At 66.0% G+C, this 26,399-nt stretch carries 20 protein-coding genes and 1 riboswitch; of the genes, 14 read left to right on the forward strand and 6 right to left on the reverse strand.

All coding sequences use genetic code 11. The features are described 5' to 3' along the window. The 5 genes from BM145_RS14725 to BM145_RS14745 all read left to right on the forward strand — a co-directional run. The coding region (locus BM145_RS14725) for a catalase (protein ID WP_093334427.1) at positions 1-1,512 on the forward strand (1,512 nt) is incomplete at its 5' end. A 260-nt stretch (positions 1,513-1,772) separates the two neighbouring features. Then, positions 1,773-1,994: riboswitch (cobalamin riboswitch) on the forward strand. Between the two features lie 117 nt (positions 1,995-2,111). Continuing rightward, on the forward strand, positions 2,112-3,095 hold the full coding sequence (locus BM145_RS14730; RefSeq protein WP_093334428.1) for a DUF1852 domain-containing protein: 984 nt from the start codon (positions 2,112-2,114) through the stop codon (positions 3,093-3,095). Positions 3,096-3,118: 23 nt separating this feature from the next. Then, complete coding sequence (locus BM145_RS14735) at positions 3,119-4,153, forward strand: methionine synthase (protein WP_093334429.1); 1,035 nt, start codon at positions 3,119-3,121, stop codon at positions 4,151-4,153. A gap of 22 nt (positions 4,154-4,175) precedes the next feature. After that, positions 4,176-5,174 carry a bile acid:sodium symporter family protein gene (locus tag BM145_RS14740; protein ID WP_218149668.1) on the forward strand — a complete coding sequence of 333 codons (999 nt, stop codon included), beginning with the start codon at positions 4,176-4,178 and terminating at the stop codon, positions 5,172-5,174. Further along, positions 5,171-5,770: a hotdog domain-containing protein gene (locus BM145_RS14745; protein WP_245739385.1), complete on the forward strand. Its 600-nt coding sequence runs from the start codon at positions 5,171-5,173 to the stop codon at positions 5,768-5,770. The genes BM145_RS14740 and BM145_RS14745 overlap by 4 nt, the downstream gene beginning before the upstream one ends. Here the strand turns inward: BM145_RS14745 and BM145_RS14750 are convergent. The 5 genes from BM145_RS14750 to BM145_RS14770 form a co-directional block, all read right to left on the reverse strand. Next, positions 5,767-6,489 (reverse strand): IS6 family transposase, encoded by a 723-nt coding sequence (locus tag BM145_RS14750; protein WP_093334430.1) that lies wholly within the window; start codon positions 6,487-6,489, stop codon positions 5,767-5,769. The two genes, BM145_RS14745 and BM145_RS14750, sit on opposite strands and share 4 nt — an antisense overlap. Then, positions 6,486-6,749: a CYTH domain-containing protein gene (locus tag BM145_RS14755; protein ID WP_093334449.1), complete on the reverse strand. Its 264-nt coding sequence runs from the start codon at positions 6,747-6,749 to the stop codon at positions 6,486-6,488. The genes BM145_RS14750 and BM145_RS14755 overlap by 4 nt, the downstream gene beginning before the upstream one ends. A gap of 196 nt (positions 6,750-6,945) precedes the next feature. Beyond that, positions 6,946-7,422, reverse strand: a complete 477-nt coding sequence (locus tag BM145_RS14760; protein ID WP_093334431.1) for a DUF892 family protein — start codon at positions 7,420-7,422, stop codon at positions 6,946-6,948. 456 nt (positions 7,423-7,878) lie between these two features. Continuing rightward, a complete protein-coding gene (locus tag BM145_RS14765; protein WP_093334432.1) occupies positions 7,879-8,601 on the reverse strand; it encodes an IS6 family transposase in 723 nt (240 codons plus the stop codon). Between the two features lie 141 nt (positions 8,602-8,742). Further along, the gene (locus BM145_RS14770; RefSeq protein ID WP_425441103.1) at positions 8,743-11,169 is read right to left on the reverse strand and encodes a glycoside hydrolase family 3 protein; all 2,427 of its coding nucleotides are present in this window, start codon (positions 11,167-11,169) and stop codon (positions 8,743-8,745) included. 70 nt (positions 11,170-11,239) lie between these two features. On the opposite strand from BM145_RS14770, the gene BM145_RS14775 reads away from it, so the two are divergent. Genes BM145_RS14775 through BM145_RS14785 form a run of 3 tightly spaced genes read left to right on the forward strand, consistent with a single transcriptional unit; the run spans position 11,240 to position 14,492 of the window. After that, a complete protein-coding gene (locus BM145_RS14775) occupies positions 11,240-11,914 on the forward strand; it encodes a DUF6445 family protein (protein WP_093334434.1) in 675 nt (224 codons plus the stop codon). Positions 11,915-11,928: 14 nt separating this feature from the next. Continuing rightward, positions 11,929-13,680 carry an adenylyl cyclase gene (locus BM145_RS14780; RefSeq protein ID WP_245739391.1) on the forward strand — a complete coding sequence of 584 codons (1,752 nt, stop codon included), beginning with the start codon at positions 11,929-11,931 and terminating at the stop codon, positions 13,678-13,680. Beyond that, complete coding sequence (locus BM145_RS14785; RefSeq protein WP_093334435.1) at positions 13,677-14,492, forward strand: glycoside hydrolase family 16 protein; 816 nt, start codon at positions 13,677-13,679, stop codon at positions 14,490-14,492. The genes BM145_RS14780 and BM145_RS14785 overlap by 4 nt, the downstream gene beginning before the upstream one ends. Before the next feature lie 4 nt (positions 14,493-14,496). Here the strand turns inward: BM145_RS14785 and BM145_RS14790 are convergent, their stop codons facing one another. Beyond that, complete coding sequence (locus BM145_RS14790; RefSeq protein ID WP_093334436.1) at positions 14,497-16,770, reverse strand: beta-glucosidase; 2,274 nt, start codon at positions 16,768-16,770, stop codon at positions 14,497-14,499. Between the two features lie 195 nt (positions 16,771-16,965). Between BM145_RS14790 and BM145_RS14795 the strand changes: the two genes are divergently transcribed. Genes BM145_RS14795 through BM145_RS14820 form a run of 6 tightly spaced genes read left to right on the forward strand, consistent with a single transcriptional unit; the run spans position 16,966 to position 26,076 of the window. Continuing rightward, positions 16,966-20,130, forward strand: coding sequence for a TonB-dependent receptor (locus tag BM145_RS14795; RefSeq protein WP_093334437.1), 3,165 nt, complete (start codon positions 16,966-16,968; stop codon positions 20,128-20,130). A 54-nt stretch (positions 20,131-20,184) separates the two neighbouring features. Next, entirely contained in the window at positions 20,185-21,741 is a 1,557-nt protein-coding gene (locus BM145_RS14800; RefSeq protein ID WP_245739393.1) for a tryptophan halogenase family protein, read from the forward strand. Position 21,742: 1 nt separating this feature from the next. Then, positions 21,743-22,462 carry a SapC family protein gene (locus BM145_RS14805; protein WP_093334438.1) on the forward strand — a complete coding sequence of 240 codons (720 nt, stop codon included), beginning with the start codon at positions 21,743-21,745 and terminating at the stop codon, positions 22,460-22,462. Continuing rightward, positions 22,455-23,480: a cupin-like domain-containing protein gene (locus BM145_RS14810; protein WP_093334439.1), complete on the forward strand. Its 1,026-nt coding sequence runs from the start codon at positions 22,455-22,457 to the stop codon at positions 23,478-23,480. Before BM145_RS14805 ends, BM145_RS14810 begins: the two co-directional genes overlap by 8 nt. Next, entirely contained in the window at positions 23,477-24,994 is a 1,518-nt protein-coding gene (locus BM145_RS14815; protein WP_093334440.1) for a tryptophan halogenase family protein, read from the forward strand. Before BM145_RS14810 ends, BM145_RS14815 begins: the two co-directional genes overlap by 4 nt. A 2-nt stretch (positions 24,995-24,996) precedes the next feature. After that, the gene (locus tag BM145_RS14820) at positions 24,997-26,076 is read left to right on the forward strand and encodes a LacI family DNA-binding transcriptional regulator (protein ID WP_093334452.1); all 1,080 of its coding nucleotides are present in this window, start codon (positions 24,997-24,999) and stop codon (positions 26,074-26,076) included. Positions 26,077-26,399 lie beyond the last annotated feature (323 nt).

A 26,399-nucleotide genomic window follows, 5' to 3' on the forward strand; every position in this document is an offset into this window, starting at 1 on the left:
CCCGAATCCACCCACATGATCATGTGGGCGATGTCGGACCGCACGCTGCCGCGTACCTTCGCCAACATGGAGGGGTTCGGCGTCCACACCTTCCGGTTCATCAACAAGGAAGGCAAGTCGACGTTCGTCAAGTTCCACTGGAAGCCCAAGGCGGGGCTCGCCTCGACGATCTGGGACGAGACGGTGAAGATCGCCGGCGCCGATCCCGACTTCCAGCGCCGCGACCTGTTCGAGCGGATCGAGCGCGGCGACTATCCCGAGTGGGAGTTGGGCATGCAGTTGTTCGACGAGGAATTCGCCAACAGCCAGCCCTATGACGTGCTCGACGCTACCAAGATCATTCCTGAAGAAGTGCTGCCCGTTCGGATCGTCGGCAAGATGGTGCTCGACCGTTACCCGGACAATTATTTCGCCGAAACCGAGCAGGCGGCCTTCGTGCCGAGCCACGTCGTACCCGGTATCGGCTTCTCGAACGATCCGCTGCTCCAGGGGCGACTGTTCAGCTACACCGACACGCAGCTGTCGCGGCTCGGCTCGGTCAACTTCCACCAGCTACCGATCAACGCGGCGAAGGGCCGTGCCGAGGCGGCGGGCTGCCCGTTCATGAACCAGCAGCGTGATGGTCACATGCAGATGGCGGTGCCCAAGGGCCGCGCCAATTACGAGCCCAACAGCCTCGCCAAGGCGGGCGAACCGGGCGGCGCGCGCGAGGACCCGGCGGGCGGGTACAAGACATTCCCCTCGGAAGAGCAGGGGCAGAAGCTGCGGATCCGGCCGGAGAGCTTCGCCGACCATTACAGCCAGGCGCGTCTCTTCTTTCGCTCGATGGACCCGGCCGAGCAGGCGCATATCGCGTCGGCCTTCGTGTTCGAGCTGTCGAAGGTGTCGCTGGAGCACATCCGCACCGCGATGATGGCCAACCTACGCAACGTTGACGAGGACCTGGCGCGCCGCGTCGCGGACGGCCTCGCTATGGATCTGCCCGAGGCATCGCCGACCGCCGCGCCGGTGATCGACATGGAGCCGTCGCCCGCGCTTCGCATCATCCGTGGGCCGCTGGAGAAGCACACGCTGGAGGGCCGAACCGTCGGCATCCTGATCGCGGAGGGGTCGGACGCGGGCGAGGTCGCCGCGCTGACCGATGCGGTCGCCAAGGCCAAGGGCCATGCGCTGCTGATCGCGCCCAAGGTCGGCAAGGTGCCGCTGTCGGACGGTTCCGCCGTTATCGCCGACAAGCAGCTGTTCGGCCAGCCTTCGGTGACAGTCGACGCCTGCGCGGTGATCCTGTCGGCTGAGGCGACGACCAAACTCTGCAAGGAGGGCGCGGCCGTGCAGTGGGTGATGGACGCCTTCGGCCACCTCAAGGCGATCGGGCATAACGACGCGGCCAAGCCGCTGCTTAACAAGGCCGGCGTCGAAGCGGACGACGGCGTCACAGACCTTGCCGGGTTCGTGGAAGCGGCCAAGAAGCGCTATTGGGATCGCGAACCGAGCGTTCGCACGCTGGCGTGATCGACGGCGCGGCTGGCTCTCGAAGAGCTAGCTGCGTCGACCCAATCTCGGGCATTCGGCGCTCTCGTGCGCATTCCCGACTTCTTCCGCTCGTTCACGTGAACCGGGTGGCTCCGGTGACTGGACGCATCGAAATTGAGACGGCGGTCGTTCAGGAGGACCTAGAGCCATACTCCCCGAGGCATCGGTCTCAGAGGAAGCCACGTATTACGATATAAAGATATCTTTATATTGAGATTGACAGCGGAGGCGTGGCGGTGTTGAAAGACTGCGTCGAGGTTCCCCATCCCAGGCATGGCGGTGGGGCTAAGACGGGAAGCCGGTGATGTCCCTAGTGGGCAGACTCCGGCGCTGCCCCCGCAACTGTAAGCGGTGAGCGGCGGCTCCTTCGTGTGTCACTGGACCTCGCAAAAGGTCCGGGAAGGCCGGAGCTGACGTGTCGACCCGTGAGCCAGGAGACCTGCCTCCGACGCGATACGTTCCTCGGACGGGGGTTCCTCCGGTGGATCGCGCTTGGAAGAAGGCTTGCGGCTGATGCCGTAGCCGGCCGATGCCTGCGCGCTCCTTCGGCTCCCCTGCCCGACCATTGCAGGTGAGTCATGACGGGCAACGATTTCACATTCTCGATCAGCCGCATCCCCTTCAACGAGAACTACCGTCCATCTGACGGCACGCGCGCGACGACCAATTTCGCCAATCTTGCCCGTGGCGAGCGCCGCCGGGAGAACCTGCGCAACACGCTGAGGATGATCGACAACCGCTTCAACTCGCTCATGCATTGGGACAACCCGGCGGGGGATCGCTACGCCGTCGAACTGTTCATCGTCTCCGCCGCATTGACCGTGGAGGCGCGGAGCGATGAACCCTTTCCGCTGATCGAGATCCTGGAGACGGCGGTCGTCGACAAGCGCAGCGGCGAGCGCGTCGCCGGAATGGTCGGTAACAATTTCTCGTCTTACGTCCGCGACTACGACTTCAGCGTGGTCCTGCCGGACCACCTCCGGCAGCATCCGAGCGGCGGCGCGCCGGAAGGCTTCGGCGACCTCCACGGTAACCTCTTCAAAGCGCTTCTAGGCTCGGCCGCGTATCGCGAGACGTTCGCCAAGCCGCCGGTGATCTGCCTCAGCGTGTCGAGCAAGGAAGTCTATCACCGCACCCCGAACGCGCATCCGATCCTCGGCGTCGAGTACCGCAACGACGCGCCGTCCCCGACCGACGCCTATTTCGCCAAGATGGGCATGAAAGTCCGCTACTTCATGCCCCCGCACGCCGTGGCGCCGCTCGCCTTCTACCATTTGGGTGATCTGCTCGACGATTACACGCATCTCGAACTGGCGAGCACAATCGGCACGATGGAGACGTTTCAGAAGATCTACCGCCCTGAGATCTACAACGCGAATTCGGTCGCCGCGCAGGACTACCGACCCAGTCTCACCTACCAGGATTTCTCGCTGACCCGCATCGTCTACGATCGCGAGGAGCGCAGCAGGCTTGCCGTCGAGCAGGGCCGCTTTGCCGAAGAGCACTTCATGAAGCCGCACGCCGCCCTGCTCGCGCAGTGGTCGGCAAGCTGCGCCCTCTGATCGCCCGAACAAGGTACTTCGACATGACGACGACGTTGTTGCCGACCACGACCGCGGGCAGCCTGCCCAAACCCTCCTGGCTCGCTCAGCCGGAGGTGCTGTGGTCGCCGTGGAGACTGGAGGGCGAGGAACTCGCCGCGGCAAAGCGCGATGCGCTGCGCCTCGCCGTGGATGATCAGCGGCGAGCGGGCATGACCATCGTCGGCGACGGCGAGCAGACGCGCCGGCATTTCGTGACGACCTTCGTCGAGCATCTCGGCGGAGTCGACTTCGAGAAGCGCGAAACCGTGCGCATCCGTGACCGCTACGACGCCAGCGTGCCAACGGTGGTGGGCGCCGTGTCACGCCCCGAGTCCGTCTTCGTCGAGGACGCGCGCTACCTGCGCGCGCAGACCGACCTGCCGATCAAGTGGACGCTGCCCGGGCCCATGACGATGATCGATACGCTCTACGACGCCCATTACCGGAGCCGCGAGAGGCTGGCCTGGGAGTTCGCGCTGATCCTGAACCAGGAGGCGCGCGAGCTGGAAGCCGCCGGCGTCGACATCATCCAGTTCGACGAACCGGCGTTCAACGTCTTCTTTGACGAGGCGAACGACTGGGGGATCGCTACGCTGGAGAAGGCCGCGGAAGGGCTCAAGGCCGAGACCGCGGTCCACATCTGCTACGGCTACGGCATCAAGGCCAACACCGAGTGGAAGAAGACGCTGGGGTCGGAGTGGCGCCAGTACGAGCGGACCTTCCCCAACCTGCAGACGTCCAGCATCGATATCATCTCGCTCGAGTGCCAGAACTCCCGCGTGCCGATGGAGCTGATCGAGCTGGTCCGCGGCAAGAAGGTGATGGTCGGCGCGATCGACGTCGCAACCGACACGGTGGAGACGCCGGAGGAGGTCGCCGCCACGCTGCGAGACGCGCTTCGATTCGTCGACGCGGACAAGCTTATCCCCGCGACCAACTGCGGCATGGCGCCGCTGGCGCGCGACGTCGCTTCCGCCAAGCTGAAAGCGCTGGGGGCAGGCGCGGCGCTCGTGCGCCAAGAGTTGGCAGCGGCGTGACCGGCTCGGGTCGGAGGCCGTGATGATCGCGTTGCTGCGTCGATGGCGCCTCGATAGCTACATGCTCGCGATCGTCGGTACGGTGGCGCTCGCGGCACTCATCCCTGCGCGGGGCGGGGCGAGCGATGCGCTCGACACCGCCGTGCACGCAGCCTTTGCGCTCTTGTTCTTCCTCTACGGCGCTAGGATCACGCCACAGGATATTCGGGCAGGTATCATGCATTGGCGACTGCAAGTGCTGGTCCTCGTCACGACCTTTGCCGTCTTCCCCGTCATCGGGCTCGGCATCGCCATGTTGACCAGGGGACAACTGGATGACGGGCTGGTCACCGGCCTCCTCTTCCTGTCGCTGCTTCCCTCCACTGTGCAGTCGTCCATCGCCTTTACGTCGATGGCGCAGGGCAACGTGCCGGCGGCACTCTGCTGTGCGTCGTTGTCCAACCTGGCAGGTGTGGTGATCACCCCGCTGCTCGCCACGGCCCTTCTCGGCGCAGCCGGCAGCGGTACGTCGCTGACCGCGGTCGCGGACATCGCGCTCCAAATCCTGCTGCCCTTCCTCCTTGGCCAAGCCGCACGGCCGCTGATCGGCGGCTGGCTGCACCGCCGCAAGATGCTGACGATGGTGGTTGATCGCGGCTCGATCCTGCTCGTGGTCTACTCAGCCTTCAGCGCCGGAGTGGTCGCGGGCCTGTGGAGCAAAGTGACGCCGAAGAGCCTGGCGCTGGTGATTGCGCTCGACCTCGCGATGCTGGCACTCGTGCTGGCCTTCACGATGGTCGCCAGCCGCCTACTGCGGTTCACGGCGGACGACGAGATCGCGATCGTGTTCTGCGGATCGAAGAAGAGCCTGGCGAGCGGGTTGCCGATGGCCAACATCATCTTCCCGGCCGGCGCCGCCGGCCTGATCGTCATTCCGCTGATGCTGTTTCACCAGATGCAGCTGATGGTCTGCGCCGCGCTTGCCCAGCGCTACGGCCGTCGCACCATTCGGGCAGGCGCGACAGGAACAACGCCGACATGACCGACACCGCAAGCCCACCGGCGAGCGCCGAGATGGAGGCATCCGCACGCGCCGTACAGCTCATCGACATGGTGTTCCCGGGTGACACCAACCACCACGGCACCCTGTTCGGCGGCGTCGCGCTGGCGCACATGGACAAGGTCGCGTTCCTGGCCGCGTCACGCCACGGCCGCGCGTCCTTCGTCACCGCTGCGTCCGAGAAGATCGATTTCACAGCGCCGGCGCGCGCGGGCGACATGGTGGAGGTGACCGGCCAGATAGTCCGTGTTGGCACCAGCTCGCTCGATGTCGACGTCGAGCTGGTTGCCGAAGCACCGGTCACTGGCGATCGGCGGCTTTGCACGCGCGGACGCTTCACGCTGGTCGCGCAGAAGGGATCGGCGACGCGCCTGCCTCTGCCGCCGATCGATGTCACAGCGTGCGTAGACCGCAATGCGCTCCATTTGCTCGACATGGTCTTTCCGGGCGAGACCAACCACTACGGCACGCTGTACGGCGGGGACGCGCTCAAGATGATGGGCAAGGCCGGGTGCTGTCAGTCTAACGCGAACCGCTCTCCACACGATGCACCCGGGTCTTTGAGGGCAGGAGCCTAGCTGGCGAGCACCTGCCACTCCGCCAGCGCGGCGGAGCGTCGTTCCCGGTAGGTTTGTCGATCGGTGAGGTGACGCTCCAGGCTGAAGTGGTTGTGAACGTTGGCGTGGACAGAGGCGAACTTCTGTAAGCTCTTCATCTGCCTGAACCGGAGCATCGCTCGCTCTCTTCGTCGGAATGGCAGGTGGCTGTTCTCCACCCGGTTGTTGGCCCAGCGGCCGACCTCCTGCTTCTCGGCGTTGCCGAGCTCGTTCATCGCAGCACGGTAGCTGCGGAGACCGTCGGTGGTGATCGCCTCTGGTGAGCCGTGGCGCTTCAGCGCCTTCTTCATGAACCGGAGTGCTGCGCCCTTGTCGCGGGTCCTGGTGACGTAGCTCTCGAGCACCTCACCCTCGTGGTCCACCGCCCGCCACAGGTAGACCATCTCACCGTTCAGCTTCACGTACATCTCGTCCAGATGCCAGCGCCAATGGCGAAAGCCGCGCATGCGGCTTACCCGTTTGCTGCGTACCTCGCCTGCAAACATCGGCCCGAACCTGTTCCACCACATGCGCACCGTCTCGTGACAGATGTCGATGCCACGCTCGAACAACAGGTCTTCGACGTTCCGCAGCGACAGCGGGAAGCGCACGTACATGAGCACCACCAGCCGGATCACCTCCGGCGACGAGTTGAAGTAGCGAAACGGGGAGGGCGGCTTGGCTCTGGATTTGCGGCTCACACCGGGGTCGTATCAGAGCTCCCGCGCCGCTGCCACGTTGGTCTGACAGTGCCCTCCGCCTTGATCGTCTGCACTCGCTTGCGACCCGATCGACGAATGCGCAGCGACAGGCCCGCCGCGAATAGCTCCTGGTCGGGCGTATCGAAGTAGATAGATTGCTGCTCGGCTACGGTTGGCTCGCCCGGCCAGAAGTCGGCGGCGCCGAGCGCATCGATGGCTTCTCGCGTCAGGTCCAACTTGAGTTCGATCTCATCCGCCATAAGCGCGTGTAGCATGCGATCGGTGTCCGTATCGAGATCAGATCAGCGATGGAGGAGATCAGCGGCTGTCTCCCACATGCTTGCTTTCGAGCGGCCGATTGATGAGGCGGCGCACCGGGTCTAGCACAATCAGCATATAATCGGCCGCTTTGAAGATCCTCGGGAGCGGCATAGCTGCGCCGCTCCCGAGAATGTATTATGCCGCGAGCAGCTTCTCGGCCAATTCGGTGTGCTGCTGGTCCGCCTGCTTCGCTTCGTCCGCCGACTTCTTCATCTGCTCGGCAGCGTCGTCCAGGCCAACCGCCTTCAGGTAGCTCGCCATCGTGCCGAACGACGCGATCCAGTAATGCAGCGCCAACTGCCCCGCAGCCACGATGCCGAGGTCACGCGATTGATCGTCGGGTGCCTGCTGCCGAATAAGACGGCTAACTTCGTAATGCGCCTCGAGGATCTTGTTATCACCCTGCTGACCAGGGCCCGTCTGTTCCATCGCCTGGTCGATCCGCCGCGCCCACTCCTGCGACGTCCGATTGCCCTCTTCGAGCGCCGCCTTCAAGTCGGGGTGGCGCGCGTCGTTGCTGATCTCGTCGGTCGCGTGGGCAGCCACGTCGCTACCCGCCTTCATCGCACTCAGTCCCTGGGACACGAGTTCCTTGAGATTGTTGTCGGCCATGGATCTTCTCCTCGACGCCCTTGGCAATCATGCCCAGCGTCGAGAGCATTAATCTTGCCAAGGATCGACGTTCCGACAATTCCACCTGCGTTCCAACCTTTTACGTCGAAAGAGCTTCACCGGCTGCGCAGCTCCCACGGTAGTTGTTGGTCACTCCATGTCGTCGTGGCACCGCTGCCTCGTGTGAATGACGGGTCCGACGGAGCGTGATTGGCCGTGGTCAGGCCTGCTGCCAATCGGCCAGCGGTACGATCGCCACATCAAGCCTGCCACGAAAGCATCGCTGATCCGTCTTCGGCGCGTCATCGATGGTCGGTAGCAGGCAGCTACTTGGAAAACCCCCCAAGAGCCTGCGGGTCGGCCTCGTGCCGACCCGCTCTTTTGCCTGCGTGGGTGCTGTCAGTCTAACGCGAACCGCTCTCCACACGGTGCATGTCGGTCTTTGAGGGCAGGGCCCTAGCTGGCGAGCACCTGCCACTCCGCCAATGCAGCGGAGCGTCGTTCGCGGTAGGTCTGTCGATCGGTGAGGTGGCGCTCCAAGCTGAAGTGGTTGTGGACGTTGGCGTGGACAGAGGCAAACTTTTGTAAGCTCTTCATCTGCCGGAAGCGGAGCATCGCACGCTCTCGTCGTCGGAACGGCAGATGGCTGTTCTCCACCCTGTTGTTGGCCCAGCGGCCTACATCCTGCTTCTCGGCGTTTCCGAGCTCGTTCATCGCCGCACGATAGGAGCGCAGGCCATCGGTGGTGATCGCCTCAGGCGCGCCGTGACGCTTCAGCGCCTTCTTCATGAAGGTGAGGGCAGCTGCCTTGTCACGGGTCCTGGTGACGTAGCTCTCGAGCACCTCGCCTTCGTGATCCACCGCTCGCCACAGGTAGACCATCTCGCCGTTCAGCTTCACGTACATTTCATCCAGGTGCCATCGCCAGTGGCGAAAGCCACGCATGCGGCTGACCCGCTGGCGGCGGATGTCGCCTGCGAACAACGGACCGAACCTGTTCCACCAGAGCCGCACCGTCTCATGACAGATGTCGATCCCGCGCTCGAACAGCAGGTCCTCCACGTTCCGCAGCGACAGCGGAAACCGCACGTACATGAGCACCACCAGCCGGATCACCTCCGGCGACGAGTTGAAGCGGCGAAACGGGGAGGGCGGCTTGGCTCTGGATTTGCGGCTCACGCCGGGATCGTATCAGCCCTGTCGCAGCGCTGCCACGTTGGTTTGACAGAGCCAGGGCGGCTTGTGCTGGCGGGGCATGTCCCGTCTCTATCACCACCGGCTTACCAGCTGGTGCATTTGCGCTGACAGTGCCCGTTTGGATCATCGGTGTTTGCGACAGTCGACAACGTCGCCCGCAGCGCTTCCAAATCGTATTGCCGAGATCGTTACGTCGAGTTGCCCGGCCGTGATCATCGCGAACGGCCGCGTCACACGCGAGCGATCGGTGAGGCAGCGCAATGGCACCGCGAGCTGGCCCCAGCGGCCCGCCAGCGCGCGAAGCCGTTCGGTCACCGCGACGCCATTCAGTGTCACCGGTGCGGAAGGTCCCCCGTCGACGCGCAGGTCGACTAGCAGCGCCACGTCGCCGTTCGCTTCACGCGTCAGATCGACGGGCGCGCCGACCAGAGCCGCGGTAGCGGAGGCGCGGCCGGTCCATATGATTCGGTTTGAATCTTCCTGTGAGACGCGGTCTGCCGCGCGTTGAGTGATCAAGTCGGGACCGGGATTGGCGACGAGCGGCTGCCCAGTTGCGCCAAGTAGCAGGCGGCGACCATTGCCGACCGTTCCACGCGCGAATAGCGTGTTGCGATCGCCCGCTCCGCCACTTCGCTCTTCTGGCAACAGGGCAAGCTTGCCATCGTCCTTGGTGGTCAGGCCGAAACCATAGGCGAACAGGGGAGCGTAGCCGGGTTCACCGACGTTAAGCGGCGTTTGATCCCTACGTGCTGGCCAACTGTAGGGTAGGCGCCCGCGGAACTCGCGCTGGCCGAACAGCACGTCGGCAACACCCGCACCCTCCGATCCCGGCAGCCACGCGGCGACGAACGCGTCGGCGGTGTTGAGATAGGGGTTCACCCACAAAGGCCGGCCTGAGAGGAACACGGCCACTACCGGCACGCCCGCCGCCTTCAACCGTTTAATCGTGGTGAGCGTGTCGGCGGTGTCGTCGAACCCCACGTCGGCGCGATCACCTTGAAATTCGGCGTAGGGGGTCTCGCCGAAGACGACGATTGCCGCATCCGGCTTCGTTTGGAAGCGACCGTCAGGGCTGAGCGCCGCGCGACCGCCCGCTGTCTTCACGTTCTCTTCGATCCCCCGCCAGATCGAGGTTGCGTTGGGGAAGTCGGCAGGTTTGGTATCGGTGCCCTGCCACGACAGCGTCCAGCCGCCCGATTGGCGGGCGACATCGTCGGCGGCATCCCCTGCTACCAGGATCGAGGCGCCGGGTTTCAGCGGCAGCACGCCGCTGTTCTTCAGCAGTACCAACGATTCGGCCACCGCCTGGCGTGCGATCGCCTTATGCTCGGGCGAGGCGAGCAGGTCGTAGCGACCGGCGAACGGACGCGCGGACGGCTTCACCGCCTCGAAGATGCCGGCGCGCATCTTGACGCGCAGCACGCGGCGGACCGCGTCATCAAGGCGGCCCATAGGGATTGTGCCCGCCTTGACGCCGGCGAGCGTGGTCTCCCAGATGCCTTTCCAGCTGTCGGGCGCCATGTACACGTCGAGCCCGGCCTTGAGCGCTTGTGGGCAGTTGGTGTTGGTACAGCCCGCGACTTGTCCGTGGCCGTTCCAGTCCCCGACGATGAAGCCATCGAAACCCATCCGGTTCTTGAGCACGCCGGTTAGCAGGCTCTCGTTGCCCGTCATCTTGGCGCCGTTCCAGCTGGAAAAGCTGGCCATGACCGACTGCACGCCCGCCTTCAACGCGGCGTAATAGGGGTCCGCGAACAGGTCCTGAAGTTGCGCTTCGCTCAGTTGCGCGTCGCCCTGGTCCTTGCCGTCCTTGGTGCCGCCGTCGCCCAGGAAATGCTTAGCGGTGGCGATGACATGTGGGCCGCGCAGCCAATCCTTGTCGCCGATGCGACCCTGCAGCCCCTCGACCAGCGGTCCGGCGTAGCTGGTCGCGACCTCGGATGTCTCGCCGAAACCTTCGTAGGTCCGCCCCCAACGGTCGTCCCGCACCACCGCGATGGTGGGTGCGAAGGTCCAGTCGATGCCAGTGACACGCATCTCGACCGCCGTTGCCGCGCCGATGCGACGCATAAGATCAGGATCGCGCATCGCGCCAAGTCCGATGTTATGCGGGAAGAGTGTGGCGCCGACGACGTTTGAGTGGCCGTGCACTGCATCGATGCCCCAGATCGCCGGAATGCGCGGGAGCTTGGGATCGGACGTGGTCGAGGCATCCCAGAAGGCGTCGGCGAGCGCCAGCCAATCCTTCGCGGGCGCATTGTACTTGCCGCCAGGATCCGAGTTGCCACCATTGAATACCGAGCCGAGATGATAGCGGCGTACGTCCTCGGGCGTGATCGAGGCGATATCCCCTTGCACGACCTGACCGACCTTCTGCTCCAGCGACATGCGCGCCATCAGAGCGTCGATCCGCCGCTCCGTCGCGGTGTCGGGCATGGTAGGAGGCTTGGCCGCAGGCCATTGCTCGGGGTGTGCGACCTGTGCGGCCGCTGGGGCACACATCGTCGCAACCGTGAGCATCAACATGGTCCTGCGGCACCGACCGAGCATAAGCATTTCTTTCATCATGATCTTGTGACATCGGATCGATGATGCGGATCATCACGTCAAGTAACGCCACGTGACCCGGCCCGCGATCGTCCGCTCCTCGATCGGGGCGGAAGGCGAACCGGTGATCGTGATCGACGGGTTCGCGCCCGAGCCCGACCAGCTGCGGCGCGCCGCATCGGTCGCGCGCTTCCAGGCCGCTGGCCATCACTATCCGGGACAACGCGCTGCTCTGCCGGAGACGTATCTTGCAGCGCAGCTACCGGTGATCGCGTGCGCGCTTGGCCGATCGTTCGGGAGCGTGCGCCGCATCCGCATCATCGACGCGAGCTTCTCCATGGTGACCAGCCAGCCGGCGTACCTGACCGGCGGGCAGCGCGTGCCGCACGTCGATGGGCACGGCGCCGACCGGATTGCCCTCGTCCATTACCTGTCGACCGGCGATCGCGACGGCACCGCCTTTTTCCGTCACCGCTCCACCGGCTTCGAGACGGTGCGCGAGGAGCGGGCGGAAACCTATCAGAAGCACCTGGACGTGGAAATGGACGCTCGGCCACCTGCGCCGGCCTATATCGCCGGCGACACCGACCTGTTCGAACGGATCGAGCTGATCGACGCCGCCTATAATCGCGCGCTGCTCTACCGTTCCTGCCTGCTACACAGCGGTGCAATCTCGGCGGGCGCGTCGCTATCACCCGATCCCATGGCCGGGCGCCTGACGGTGACGGCGTTCCTGGCGATCGAGTAGCTGATGGAGGACATGTGATCGATTTCACCGACCCGACACGGCGCAGCGTGCTGGCCGGGCTGACAGGCGTCGCCGCGACGGCGAGCCTGCCTGCTTTCGCCGGTCCGCCGATGCCGGACTTCGGACCCAACGTCTTCGTCGCTGATCCGGCCATGCCCGCCACTGCCGTGCAATTGCATCTGGATCGGGTCTTCCGGCAGCAGGAACGCGCCCACTTCACCGATGAGCGCTACGCGGTGCTGTTCAAGCCTGGTCGCTATGCCGTCGACGCAAATGTCGGCTTCTTCACGCAGGTCGCGGGCCTGGGTCTCGATCCGGGTGCGGTCACCATCGACGGCCATGTCCACGCCGAGGCGGACTGGGCCAAGGGGATGGCGCTGGTCAATTTCTGGCGGAGCGCGGAGAATCTGACGGTCCGCCCGCGCGACCGCGCCGATCGCTGGGCGGTGTCGCAGGCCGCACCCTATCGCCGCATGCACCTGGTCGGCGACCTGGCACTCGACGATGGCGGCTGGTCGAGCGGCGGCTTGATGGCCGACTGCCGGATCGACGGCGTCGTCCGCTCCGGCTCGCAGCAGCAATGGTTCACGCGCAACACCGCGATGACAGCGTGGCAGGGCGCCAACTGGAACATGATGTTCATGGGCGTCACAGGCGCACCGCCGACGCGCTTTCCCGAACCACCGCATACCAGCCTGCCGCGCGTGCCGGTGATCCGTGAGAAGCCGTTCCTCCAAGTTGACGAGGATGGTGGCTGGGGCGTGTTCGTCCCTGCGCTCCGCCGCGACGCGGTGGGCACCAGTTGGCAGAACGGCCGTTCCGCGGGCCGCTCCATCCCGCTGGCCGACTTCCTGATCGCCAAGCCCGACACGTCGGAGGAGCGGATCGCCGCGGCGCTGGCAGCCGGGCGGCACCTGCTGTTCACCCCCGGCATCTACCGGTTGCGCCGACCGCTAAGGGTAGAGCGCGCGGGCACAGTGGTACTCGGCCTGGGACTCGCGACGTTGCTGGCGACGGAGGGCAGAGCGGTGCTGGAAGTCGCGGACGTGGCCGGCGTGTCAATTGCCGGCTTGCTGGTCGATGCCGGCGCGGTGCCATCACCGGTCCTCGTCCAGGTCGGTCCGGCGGGCTCGAACAGGGACCATGCCGCCGATCCGACGCTGCTAGCCGATCTGTTCTTCCGCGTCGGCGGGGCGGCGGTGGGACGGGTGGGTACGTGCCTGGAGATCAACAGCCGGGACGTGATCGGCGACCATCTGTGGATCTGGCGGGCCGATCATGGTGATCGCGAGAACGGGCGCGTCCATGTCGGCTGGGACGAGAGCGTCGGCGAGCAAGGCATGGTCGTCAACGGCGACGATGTGACAGTGTACGGCCTGTTCGTGGAGCATTTCCGCCAACACCAGCTGGTCTGGAACGGCGAACGCGGACGGACCTATTTCTTCCAGTGCGAACTGCCCTATGACCCGCCGAGCCAGGCCGCGTATAAGGATGGCGGCACGCGCGGCTGGGCCGCGTACAAGGTCGCCGACGGGGTGAAGGCGCACGAGGCAACGGGGCTCGGCATCTACGCCAACTTTACCGCCGATCCCTCGATCGTGGTCGAGCATGCGGTCGAGGCGCCGCGCACGCCGGGCGTCAGCTTCGCCAGCGTGACGACGATCTCGCTGGGCGGCGGCAAGGGCACGATCGCGCACTTGGTCAACGATGTCGGCAAGGCGGCACGGCCCGGCGCGATCCGCCAGACATTGGTCCGCTACCCATGATTGCGCTGCTGCTGATTGCGCAGGCGGCGACGCTCGGCGCGACCGACCATGCGGCCGACGGCCCCATGTCGACGCCCACCGCGCGACCGACTTTCTCCGACGAGTTCGCCGGCCGCACCGTGGATACGACCCGCTGGCGCTACGACGTCGATCGCAACCCGACCGGCTGGCCCAACCACGAGCGGCAATATTACGCGGCCGACCGCCGCGAGAACGCGCGGATCGAGCGCGGCGCGCTGGTGATCGAGGCACGGGCCGAGACGCTGTCGAAGGCGCGATTCCCGGACTGGGGCGGTCAGGCCTACAGCTCGGCAAAGCTCGTCAGCCGCGGCGCCTTCGGCACCGGCTTCTACGAGGTACGAGCGCGGCTGCCATGCGGGCGCGGTGCCTGGCCGGCGATCTGGTTGCTGCCGTCCGGCGGCACCTGGCCCGACGAGGGCGAGATCGACATCATGGAGATGGTTGGCTGGGATCCGACCGTGATCCACGCGACGCTCCACTCGGCCGCGTTCAACCACACCAAGGGAACGCAGCGCGGTGCGCAGCGGACGGTGCCGACCGCCTGCACCGCGTTCCACCGCTACCAGCTCGACTGGCGCGCCGACGCGATCACGATCGGCATCGATGGGCGCCAGGTGATGCGCGTGGCCAACGACCAGCCGTGCGGCAAGGCGGCATGGCCGTTTACGCGGCCATACCATCTGATCCTCAACCTCGCAGTGGGCGGAGACTGGGGCGGGCAGAAAGGCCTCGACGACCGCGCCTTCCCGCAGGAGATGGCCATCGATTACGTCCGCTACTGGAAACGCTGACGCCTCACGGCTTCATCGTCGCGGGATCCAGCGTCGCGGTTTGATCCAGCGTCCGGTCGGTCGCGTCGCGCGCCAGCGCCACGCGATAGGTGCCGCCCGCGATCCGCCAGCCCGGCAGCCTGGTGTCATAGTCGGCCACCACCCGCGGCTCGGCCGTCAGCGTCACACGCCGCGTCTCGCCGGGCTTGAGGACGACGCGGGTGAAGCCTGCCAGCCGCATCGGAGTGCTCGATCCCTCGCGCGCGACGTACATCTGAGGGACGTCCGCGCCTTCGCGGCGACCGGTGTTGACCACCTCGAACGTCACACGAAGCGTCTTGCCGCCGGTAACGACGGGATTGCGGTAGGCGAACTGCGTATAACTGAGCCCATGGCCGAACGGGAACAACGGCTTCAGCCCCTTCTTCTCGTACCAGCGATAGCCGACATCGGCACCCTCGATGTAATCGACCGGGAAGCTCTCCAGCACGAAGGTCGAGGAGGCCGCAGGATTGGCTGCGGCCGCCGCTTCCAGCCCGCTCATGCGGTCTAGTCCGACGGGGCGCGGACGCGGCGGCTGCGAGGCGTCGGCGGGAAAGGTGATCGGCAGGCGGCCCGACGGCGAGACCCGGCCGGTCAGGATCGCGGCGAGCGCCTCGCCCCCGCGCTGGCCGGGGTACCAGGCCTGCACCACCGCGGGTACCTTGGCGATCCACGGCATCAGGACGGGCCCGCCGGTCTCCATCACCGCCACCGTCTTCGGCTGCGCCTCGGCGATCGCGGCGATCAGCGCATCCTGCTGGTTGGGCAGGCGCAGGTCGGGCACGTCGTCCGCCTCCGTCGTCCACTGCGTCGCGAAGACGATCGCCAGGTCCGCGGCCTTGGCGGCATCCACCGTCGCGTTGAGGCTGCGTCCGTCGACCCAGTCGATCCGTACGCCCGGCAGCGCCTTGCGCAGCGCCAGGAGCGGCGAGGAGGCGTGATAGGTGATTCGCGCGAACGACGCCGAACCGCCGGTCGCAAGCGGGATCTCGACGGGAGCGCCGCCCACCGAGCGGACCTGGCTGGAGCCGCCGCCCGACAGCACGCCGACATCGGCGTTGCCGCCGATCACCACGATGCGCTTGGCCGTGCGCGCGATCGGCAGCAGGCCGCCGTCGTTCTTGAGGAGCACGATGCCCGCTTCCGCCGCGCGCTGCGCGACCTCGGCATGCGCGGCATAGGGCGGCGTGACCGCGGCGGACGGCACCGGCGTGTCGTAGGCGCCCGTCTCGATCAGCCCGGTCAGGTAGCGGGCGACCATATCGTCGAGCCGCGCGGTCGGCACCGCGCCCGATGCGACCGCGTCGGCCAATGGCTGTGCGAAATAGGGCGCCTTGTCGAGTTCCTGACCCGATTGCTGGTCGAGCCCGGCGTTCGCCGCCTTGGCCGTCGAGTGAACCGCGCCCCAGTCGCTCATCACCCAGCCGGGATAGCCCCAGTCGCGCTTCAACACGTCGGTCATCAGGAAACGATTCTCGCACGCCCAGTCACCGTTGACCTTGTTGTAGGCGCACATGACGGAGCCCGGTTTGCCATCCTCGATCGCCAGCTGGAACGCGAGCAGGTCGCTCATCCGCAAGCTCGCCTCATCGATCCGCGCATCGACCACCATGCGCCCGGTTTCCTGCGCGTTGAGCGCGAGGTGCTTGACCGTGGAGACGATACGGTTCGACTGCACGCCCGCGATGTGCGCGCCGGCGAGCCGCCCGGCGAGCAGCGGATCCTCGCCCAGATACTCGAAGTTGCGGCCGTTCCACGGATCCCGGGTCAGGTTGACGCCACCCGCGAGCAGAACGTTGAAGCGTTTGGCGCGCGCCTCCGCGCCGATCATCGCGCCGCCCGCGCGAGCGATCGCGGGGTCGAAGGTTGCCGCGGTGGCGAGGCTCGAAGGCAAGGCCGTGGCGACATCGCCTTCGCGTTGCTCCACCTGGTTGGCAACACCGAGCGACGCGTCGCTTTCGCGTACCAGCGGCACGCCCAGGCGCGGGACGCCGTCGATATGCCCTGCCGATGGGATCAGCTCGTTGGAGGTCTTGCCTTTGGCGAACGGCGGGAAGAGGCCGTGGACGAGCGCCAGCTTCTCCGCCCGCGTCATTCGCGCCACAATCGCGTCGGCACGCGCACGCGCTGCGCTGGCGGAGGTGGCCGTCGTTGTCGGGACCGAGCGATCCGTTGGCGTCCGCTGCGCCGATGCGCCGGCGCCGACCAGCGCGATGAACGAAGCGCCGAGCAACGCGGCGGCTAGCGGTCTTACCATGATTCTCTCCCGATCTCGGCGCTGTCACGCTCGCTGTTCGCGCTCGCTGTCGCCCTCGTGCAACACTGCACAGCATATCCGGTGAACGTTCACAACACCGGTTTCATTGTCTTGACAGCCGCAGGCGAACGGAAGAGGTGAACGTTCACAGGTTAAGCGCGACGGACATGCGTCCGCGACAGGGGAGGATATAGGATGCGTGGCTTCACGGCTCGCTCGCTTTCGCATTTGGTACTCGGCACATCGGCGCTCGCGCTGATCGGCGCGCCCGGCATCGCCGCGGCACAGGATGCTGCCGCCGCCATGGGCAACACCGGCACGTCGACGATCGAACCCCAGCCGCGGCCCGGGGATCAGCCCGCGACCGTGCAGAGCGCCGTACCGGGCAGTGATCAGGCCGCTGCGTCGACCCCGGAGGAGGCAGACGCCACCGGCGACATCGTCGTCACGGGTATCCGCGCATCCTTGCGCGCGTCGGCCGATATCAAGCGCGACGCGCAGGGTGTGGTCGACGCGATCTCGGCCGAGGACATCGGCAAGTTCCCCGACACCAACCTGGCCGAGTCGCTCCAGCGCATCACCGGCGTGTCGATCGACCGGTCGAACGGCGAAGGCTCGTTTGTCACCGTCCGCGGCCTTGGCCCGGAATACAACCTCGTCGTCCTCAACGGCCGCCAGCTGCCGACCTCGACGATCGGCGACGGCAATGGTGCGCCCAGCTCGCGCGCGTTCGATTTCGCCAACCTCGCATCCGAGGGCATCGCCGCGCTCGAAGTGTACAAATCCGGCCGCGCCAGCGTGCCGTCGGGTGGTATCGGCTCGACGATCAACATCCGCACGCCGCGCCCGCTCGATAAGATCGGCACCCGCGGCTCGATCGCGGCGCGTGGCGTCATCGACACCTCGCAGAACGGCAAGAACGACATCACGCCCGAAGTGTCGGGCATCTTCTCGACCACCTTCGGCGGCGACCGCTTCGGTATCCTGCTGAACGGCGTCTATCAGAAGCGCAAGGCGTCAGCGAACACCGCCAATGTCGGCTACCGTGATGGCTATCTCGGCTCGGAGAACAACTGGGGCTCGCTGGCGCAGCCCGGCACGCCTGGTGCGGCCAACATCACTAACCGCCCCGGCCCGAACGACGTGTACGAGGTGCCGCAGAACGCGTCGTACGACGTCAACAATTTCACCCGCGAGCGCATCAACGGCCAGCTCGTCCTGCAGGTACGGCCGACCGACACGCTGACCGCGACGGTCGACTACACCTACTCGCGCAACGAGGTGACGAACCGCAACAACAACGTCGGCATCTGGTTCAACCACGGCGACACGTCGTCGTCCTGGACCGACGGTCCGGTGGCCGGTCCCATTTTCTACACCGAGCGCTTCGGCCTGCCGACGACGCTGAACGCGGGTGAGACGGCGCAGCAGTTCGCGGAGCGGCGCAACTCGGCGCTGAAGGATCTGTCCTACTCTAGCGCGCTGACCGCCTATCGTACCGAGAACAAGTCGCTTGGCGGTAACCTCAACTGGGAGGCGCCGGGCGGCGTCACCATCGGCCTCGACGCGCACCATTCCACCGCTGACTCGAAGCCGACCAACCAGTACGGCAACTCGAACTCCCTGGGCACCGCGATCTTCGGCGTTGCCAACCAGACCATCAATTTTGAGAATGACCTGCCGGTCATCTCTTACCAGATGCAGCCTGGGATCGACCCGCTAAATGCGGCGCTGATCACACCGACCGGCAGCGCATTCCGCACGTCCTACTTCCGCGACCGGATCAACCAGGTTCAGCTGAAGGGTCATTATGACCATGACGGCAGCTTCCTTGACTCGATCGACTGGGGGTTTGCCTATACCGACAACAAGGTGCGCTCGGCCTATGCCGTGCTGCAGAACGATACGTGGGGCGGCACCGGTGGCGACAGCATCGCGGCTCGGCAGACCGCAGCGGCCTTGCTGCCCGACAATCTGTTCTCGCTGATCGACATTCCCAGCAAGTTCAAAGGAATCAGCGGCGCCAACGGGACGAACATCGCGCAGCAATTCTACGGCTACCGGTTCGAGGAGGTGGTGTCGCTGCTCGACCAGCGTTACGGCATCTGCGGTGGTGACGGCGACTGTCGCATCCCCTTCACCACTGACCGTCGCATCCGCGAGAAGACGGTGGCGCCCTATTTGCAGATCAACAACACCTTTGACCTGTTCAATCGGTCCGCGCACCTGATCGGCGGCCTGCGCTACGAGAACACCACCGTGCGCTCGACGGCGCTGGTACCGCAATCGACTGGCACGCGGCAGAACTCACCTAACGAGTTCAACATCATCCAGCCGCAGGGGCAGAGCACCTTCACGACCTTTACCGGCGAGTATGATGAGTGGCTGCCGTCGGTCGACTTCGACGTGGAGCCGATCCGCAACGTCAAGCTGCGCGCGTCGTACAGCCACACCATTACCCGTGCCGACTACGGCTCGCTTCAGGGCGGGTTGACGCTCAACACCCTGTTCCGCGCGGGCGGCAACGGCGACGGCGCGTCGGGCAATCCGAACTTGGTGCCGTTCAAGTCGAAGAACATCGATCTGTCGGCGGAGTGGTATTACACGCCGGAGAGTTACGCGTCAGTCGGCTATTTCCATAAGAAGGTGTCGAATTATATCGGCTCCACCCAGGTGCGCACGCAGGTGCCGGGCCTGACCGATCCGTCCAACGGACCGCGGTACCGTGCCGCGATCGCGGCGCTCGGGGCCGGTGCCACGTTCTCGCAGATCCGGGACTTTATCGGCGTGAACTTCCCGACCACCGTGACCAGGGACGCTGCCGGCAATCCGGTGACCATCCTCGGCACGCCGGAGGACGCGCCGGTGAGCTTCCTGATCACCACACCGTTCAACAGCGACCAGACTGCGTCGATCGAGGGGTTCGAGTTCGCGATCCAGCACAGCTTCTGGGACACCGGCTTCGGCACCAACCTTAACTACACGATCGTCAACGGCAACCGTGACTACGACAATTCGCTGCCAGCGAGCGTGTCGCCCGCGCAGTTCGCGGTGAACGGCTTGTCGGACAGCGCCAATGCCAGCCTCTACTACGACAAGAACGGCATCCAGGTGCGCGCGTCGTACAACTACCGCGCCGAGTTCCTCGCGGGTGGCGGCATCAACCCCTTCTATACCGAGGGGTATGGGCAGCTAGACGCGACGGCGAGCTGGGAGTTCATCCCCGGTCTGACCGCTTTTGCCGAAGCGATCAATCTGACCGGCGAGGATCGTCGCGGCCACCGGCGGTCGGACCGCAACGTCACCTTCGTGGTGAAGCAGGACGCGCGCTACTCGGCGGGCTTGCGGTTCACCTTTTAGGCTCGTCAGCTGATTTGCGGTTGTCGGTGCCGGCGTAACGGGTAGGGCAGCGACGTGACGGAACGGGAGGTCAGCAAGGTGGTGGTGGTCGGCGGTGGTACCGCCGGCTGGCTGTCTGCCTGCCTGCTGGCCGCCCGGCTGCGCGATACTGCCGCAACGACGGTCGAGGTGACGCTGGTGGAATCGCCCGACGTGCCGACGATCGGCGTCGGCGAGGGCACATGGCCGACGATGCGCCGCACGCTGGCGCAGATCGGCCTGGACGAAACCGATTTTCTGCTCGCGTGCGACGGGGCGTTCAAACAGGGATCACGCTTCGACGGCTGGCGGACGGGGGTGGGAGATGACCGCTACTACCATCCCTTCGTGCCACCGCTCGCCGGCGAGCCGCGCGACGTGGTGGCTGGCTGGCAGGCGCATGCCGCGGATCAGCGCTTCGCCGAGGCGGTGGGCGCGCAGCCGCGGATCTGCGGCCTCGATCTCGCACCGCGCCAGCGCGGCATGCCCGACTATGCGGGTGCGCTGAACTACGCCTACCATTTGGATGCCGGCAAGTTCGCCGCGCTGCTCGCCGATCATGCAACCGGGCGGCTGGGCGTGAGGCTGGTGCGCGATCACGTCACCGACGTAGTAACCGACGTGGACGGCGACATCGCCGCGGTGCGGACGCGCGCGAGCGGCGAGGTCGCGGGCGACCTGTTCATCGACTGCACGGGCCAGACCGCGCTGCTGATCGGACGTACGCTGGCGACAGGCTTGGTCGACCGCTCGGCGGAGCTGTTCAACGACTCCGCCCTTGCGGTGCAGTTGCCGGTCGCAGCGGGCAGCCCGATCGCCGCGCAGACGGTCGCCACCGCGCACCCGGCCGGCTGGATCTGGGACATCGGCTTGCCGACGCGACGCGGGGTCGGCTGCGTCTATGCGTCACGCTACATGGACGACGAGGCGGCGCGGACGGTGCTCGACGCTTATCTGGCGCGCACGGCCCCTGATATCGACATTGCCGCGCTGCCCGCGCGCAAGCTCTCCTTCCGCTCGGCGCATCGCGAGCGGTTCTGGGTGCGCAACTGCCTGGCCGTCGGCTTGTCAGCGGGCTTCCTGGAGCCTTTGGAAGCGTCGGCGATCGTGCTGATCGAATTGTCGCTCGACGCGCTGATCGCCAATTTCCCGGCGAGGCGCGACACGATGGACGTGCATGCCCGGCGCTTCGATGCCTTGTTCCGCTATCGATGGGACCGCATCGTCGAGTTCCTGAAGCTGCACTACGTCCTCAGCGAGCGGACCGAGCCCTATTGGCGCGATCAGCGCGATCCGGCGACGATCCCGCCGCGATTGGCGGAGCTGCTGGCGGTGTGGCGCGATCAGCCGCCCTCAAGTTTCGACCTGCCGCACGCCGACGAGGTCTTTCCTCCCGCCAGCTATCAATATGTCCTCTACGGCATGGGCTTTCCGCCACCTGCCAAAGCCCGGGACGCCGGGGCGGGCATCATCGGCGGCTTGGTTCAGGTCGAGCAGCGGGCCCGCGCGCTCGCCGCAGGCCTGCCGACGCACCGCGCCTATCTCGATGCGTTGCGCCGCGAACGGGGCGCCGTCATCATGGAACGACACTGACATGCCCGATCACGCAATCCTTACCCCCGCAACGCACGCCGCAACCCGCGTCCGTCATGAGCGCGGCGCCGCGATGGGCGACGCGCTGATGAGCTGCCTGATCGTGCCGGATGAGTTTCGCCGGGTGCAGCAGGAATATCTGATCATGTTCCGCCGCAACATCGAGGATGACAGCGTAATCGCCGTGGCGCTGTTCGGCTTCGAGGCAGGCGAGAACCTGTACCTCGCCGAAGGCGGTCGATGGGACGCGCGCTACCTGCCGCTGGCGATGGACATCCAGCCCTTTCTGATCGGCCGCGCTGGGCCGGACACGGAAGGCGGCCAAGTGCATATCGACATGGGCAGCCCACGCATCGGCGAGGAAGATGGCACGCGCCTGTTTGACATGGATGGCCGGGCGACGCCGTTCCTGGAAGGCGTGGTAGAGAAGCTTGGTGCGCTCGACACCGGCTACCGCGCGAGCGTCGGCTTCTTCGACGCGCTACGCCGGCACGATCTGCTGGAGCCGCTGACGTTGGAGATCACGCTCGACGACGGGTCGGTCAACCGGCTGGTCGGTTTCCAAGTGATCGACGAGGACCGGTTGCGCGAACTCGACGCGAGTGCGCTCGACGACCTGCACGGTGAGGGGCATCTGATGCCCATCTTCATGGCGCTGGCCTCGCAAGGCAATCTCGCCGGCCTGATCGCGCGCAAGAACGCGATCCTGTTTCATGGCTGACGCCGGCGCGCTCGCGGAACTGCCGGCCGTTGGCGAGATAGAGTTCGCCGACGCCGCGCAGCTCGACGCGGTCTTGCACCAGGCGGACCGGCCGTTCGTCGTTCGCGGGCTGGTCGCCGACTGGCCGTTGGTGCGCGCCGGGCGCCGCTCCGCGCAAGAGGCGCGCGACTACCTGCTGGCGCATCGCCGCGATGTGCCGTTCACCGTGTCGGTCGGGGCGAGCGGTGCCGACGGACGGCTGTTCTACGACGAGGCGATGGGGATGAACTTCGCCACCGTTCAGTCGAAGCTGCCCGAGATTTTCGCGCGGCTGGCGGCGCAGGAGGACGCCCCCGATGCGCGACCGATCTATCTCGCCTCGGTTGACGTGAAAGGCTTCTTCACCGGCCTGCACGAGGCGAACCATGTCGATCTCGGTGATCGCCACCCGCTCGCCAGCATCTGGATCGGCACGCGCACGCGGATCGCCGCGCACAACGACGTGCCCGACAACCTCGCCTGCGTCGCGGTGGGCCGGCGCCGCTTCACGCTGTTCCCGCGCCAGCAGTTCCCTAACCTGTACCTGGGGCCGATCGACAACACGCCCGCCGGCCGCGCGATCAGCATGGTGGATTTCCACGCGCCCGACTTCGTCGCGCATCCGCGCTTCCGCGACGCGCTCGAGCACGGCCAGGTCGCGGAGCTGGAGGCGGGCGACGCGCTCTACGTGCCGGCGATGTGGTGGCACCATGTCGAGGGCCTGGCGCCGTTCAACGTCCTGCTGAATTACTGGTGGCGGCAGAGCCCGCGCTGGCTCGGCCAGCCGCAGGACGCTCTCAACCACGCGATCCTCTCCATCCGCGATCTGCCCGCGGACCAGAAACAGCATTGGCGCGACATGTTCGACCATTATGTCTTCGATCACGACCCGGCCGCCTTCGCGCACATCCCCGCGCCCGCGCGCAGCGTCCTCGCGCCGCTGACCGCCGAGAGTGCCGGGCGCCTGCGTGCCTTTCTGCTTCGGGCACTCGGCCGATGAATCGCCAGACGGGAAAGCGGGAAGGCGGCATCCGCCGCGTCGTCATCGCTGGTGGGGGCACCGCGGGGTGGATGACCGCCGCGGCGGTTGCACGGACGATGGGGGCGGCGATCGAGCTGGTGCTGGTCGAGTCCGATGCGATCGGCACCGTCGGCGTCGGCGAGTCCACCATCCCGCCGCTCGTCACCTACAATCGGCTGCTCGGCATCAACGAAGCCGATTTCATGCGCGAGACGCAGGCCACCTTCAAACTGGGCATCCTGTTCGACGAGTGGAAGGAACGGGGCAGCCGCTATTTCCACTCGTTCGGGCTGACCGGCAAGGATCACTGGTCGGCGGGGTTCCAGCATTTCTGGCTGTACGGCCGACACAAGGGGCACCAGCACCCCTATGACGATTACTGCCTGGAGCTGCTGGCGGCGATGGCGGGCAAGTTCGCGCACCTGCCCGACGACCAGATGAACTACGCCTACCAGCTCGACTCCACGCTCTACGCCCGTTTCCTGCGGCGCCTGGCGGAGGCGGACGGGACGCGCCGGGTGGAAGGTAAGATCGCGCGCGTCGAACTCGACGAGGAGAGCGGCGATATCGCACGGCTGGTGCTCGACTCCGGCACGCACATCGAGGGCGACCTGTTCATCGACTGCACGGGCTTTCGCGCCCTGCTGATCGAGGGCGCGCTCCATGCCGGTTTCGAGGACTGGACGCACTGGCTGCCCTGCGACGCGGCGATCGCCGTGCAGACGGAGAACGTCGCACCGCCCGTGCCCTACACGCGGGCGATGGCGCACGACGCGGGGTGGCAGTGGCGCATCCCGCTGCAACATCGCACCGGCAACGGCATCGTCTATTGCAGCCGCTACCTTGATCGCGAACAGGCGCTCGAACGGCTGCTCGGCAACATCGAGGGCACGGTGCTGACCGAACCGAACGCGCTACGCTTCGTCACCGGCATGAGGCGGCGGCAGTGGCATCGCAACTGCGTCGCGATCGGCCTATCGGGCGGGTTCATGGAGCCGCTGGAGTCGACCAGCATCCACCTGATCCAGCGCGCGGTGCTGCGCCTGCTCCGGCTGTTCCCGGTGGCAGGCATCAGCGAGCGCGACGTGACCGAGTTTAACGACCAGCAGCTGACTGACGCGGTGCAGATCCGCGATTTCCTGATCCTGCACTACAAGGCGACCGACCGGCGCGACAGCGCCTTCTGGCGCCAGTGCGCCGCGATGCCGATCCCTGACACGCTCCACCATAAGATCGAGCTGTTTCGCGAAACTGGGCGCGTGTTCCGCCGCAACGAGGAACTGTTCGCCGAGAACAGCTGGGTACAGGTGATGATGGGCCAGGGCATTGTGCCGCAGAGCTGGCATCCGATCGCCGCCAAGCTGCGCGACGATGAGCTGGACCGGCTGCTCGGCACCATTCGCGACACGATGCGCCGCACCGTCGCCGGCCTACCCGACCATGCCGCCTATGTTGCGCAATATTGCGGCGCACGTCGCGGTTCCGCGCGCTGAACGTGGCGAAGCGACGACAGGCCGTTACCATCCGGCACGTCGCGGCCGAGGCGGGGGTGTCGCTCCAGACGGTCAGTCGCATCCTCAACAAGGCGCCCAACGTCCGCGACGAGACGGTGGCACGCGTCCAAGCCGCGATCGACCGGTTGGGCTACGTGCCCTCGCTGGCGGCGCAGCGGATGGCGGGCGCGCACTCATATTTCATTCTCGCGCTCAACGACCGGGCACGGACCATCGCCGACTGGCAGTCAGATCAGGGTACCGGCTGGGTGGACCAGATGCTGCTGGGCGGCATGCTTACCTGCGCCAAGCACGGTTACCGGATGATCGTCGAACTTGTCGACACGCACAGCGACCATATTGAGCGCGAGCTGATGGCAGCCTTGGCCGCCGTTCAGCCTGATGGCGTCATTCTTACACCGCCGCACTCCGGCAATCCTCTGATCGTCCGGCTGCTGACCGAGCAGGGGATCAGCTTCGCGCGGATCGGGTCGACCAGTGCCGGTGGTGGTTTCATGCTGGTTATGGACGACGAACGCGCGGGCCGCATCGCGACCGAGCATCTCGTCGCGCTGGGTCATCGCCGGATCGGCTTCGTTGCCGGTCCGGCGAGCTACGAGCTGAGCGGCTGGCGCGTCGAGGGCTGGCGCGGAGCCATGGCTGCGGCAGAACTAGATACGACCGATCTCCTGGTACCGGGCGACTTCAGCCACGACGCCGGACGCGCGGCAGGGGCGTGGTTGCTCGAACTCGCCGATCCGGCAACCGCGATCATAGCGAGCAACGATCAGATGGCGCTCGGCGTACTAGAACTGGCACGAGGGCGGGGGGTACGGGTTCCGGAAGCATTGTCGCTCGTCAGCTTCGACGATACGCCCGCCGTCCGCTTCGCCCATCCACCACTGACCGCGATCACACAGCCGGTCGCGCAGGTCGCGGCTCGCGCTGTCGAGTTGATCATCGCCGCCCGCAAGGGACGCGCATCGACATCCGACCCGATCAACATTCCCGTGTCGTTGCAGATCCGTCAGACGACCGCCGTCCCCACGCGGTCACGCGTGTCGCAGGCTCACGCCTTTTGATTAAGTCGGCACGGACAATCCGAGCAGAGCGGTTTTCCAGACGATAGGTGTCAAACGGGTTTAACACGGATGTGCTGATATGTTTCACGGTGCTGGCTAAATCGACGCCGGCATGATGGACAAGCCGTCGCCGATAGACCTGCGGCCGCGAGCGCAGGCTGTGGCTGAAGACGGGCTGCACTGGCGGGCTGCGGCGCGGCAATTCGGAGTGCCGACTGCTATGATGATCCGCTGGCACAATCAGCGCCGCAGCATCGGCAGCTGTGCCGAAAAAGGAGAATGGCAGCGACAGGCAGTCGCGTCGGGTCGAGGTGCATGCACAA

Source organism: Sphingomonas rubra (genome assembly GCF_900115745.1).
In the GTDB taxonomy this organism is placed as follows: domain Bacteria; phylum Pseudomonadota; class Alphaproteobacteria; order Sphingomonadales; family Sphingomonadaceae; genus Sphingomonas; species Sphingomonas rubra.